This is a genomic window from Streptomyces beijiangensis (genome assembly GCF_017315755.1).
Taxonomy (GTDB): Bacteria; Actinomycetota; Actinomycetes; order Streptomycetales; family Streptomycetaceae; genus Streptomyces; species Streptomyces beijiangensis.
Genome location: NZ_JAFLRJ010000792.1, coordinates 1 through 632, shown reverse-complemented (window position 1 = coordinate 632; position 632 = coordinate 1). Strand labels below are relative to the sequence as shown.

Here is a 632-nt window from a genome sequence, read left to right as displayed (position 1 = left end):
GATCTTCGCTTATGAGTCGGGGCTGGGGCGCAGCTCCGGATTCGGGAAGGGGCGGGGCAGGGGAAGAACCCCCGCCTATGACCCTGGCGCGACCAGCCCCGACTCATAAGCGAAGATCACCGCCTGCGCCCGGTCCCGAAGCCCCAGCTTCGCCAGTACCCGCCCGATATGCGTCTTCACGGTCTGCTCGGCCAGCACCAGCCGCCCCGCGATCTCCTGGTTCGAAAGTCCCTTCGCGATCAGCTCCAGGACCTCCGTCTCGCGCGGCGTCAGCCCGTTCAGACGCAAAGCAGGGGCACTGCGCACCGCTGGCCGCTGCGCCGCGAAGTCCGCGATCAGCCGCCGCGTCACCGACGGCGCGAGCAGCGCGTCCCCCGCGGCCACCACCCGTACCGCCGCGATCAGATCCGCGGGCGGCGCGTCCTTCAGCAGAAAGCCCGACGCCCCGGCGCGCAGCGCCTCGTAGACGTAGTCGTCCACGTCGAAAGTCGTCAGCATCAGCACCTTCGGCCGGTGCACGACCCCGATCGGCGGGTCCAGGATCTCGCGCGCCGCAGCCAGCCCGTCCATCTCCGGCATCCGTACGTGGTGCTCATGGACGTACGGATGCCGGAGATGGACGGGCTGGCTGC

At 69.9% G+C, this 632-nt stretch carries 1 protein-coding gene; it reads right to left on the bottom strand.

The window, feature by feature from the left end; translation table 11 throughout:
- Nucleotides 1-75 precede the first annotated feature (75 nt).
- Nucleotides 76-632: LuxR C-terminal-related transcriptional regulator (locus J0695_RS39135; protein ID WP_206969617.1), on the bottom strand; the 557-nt coding region annotated here is incomplete at its 5' end.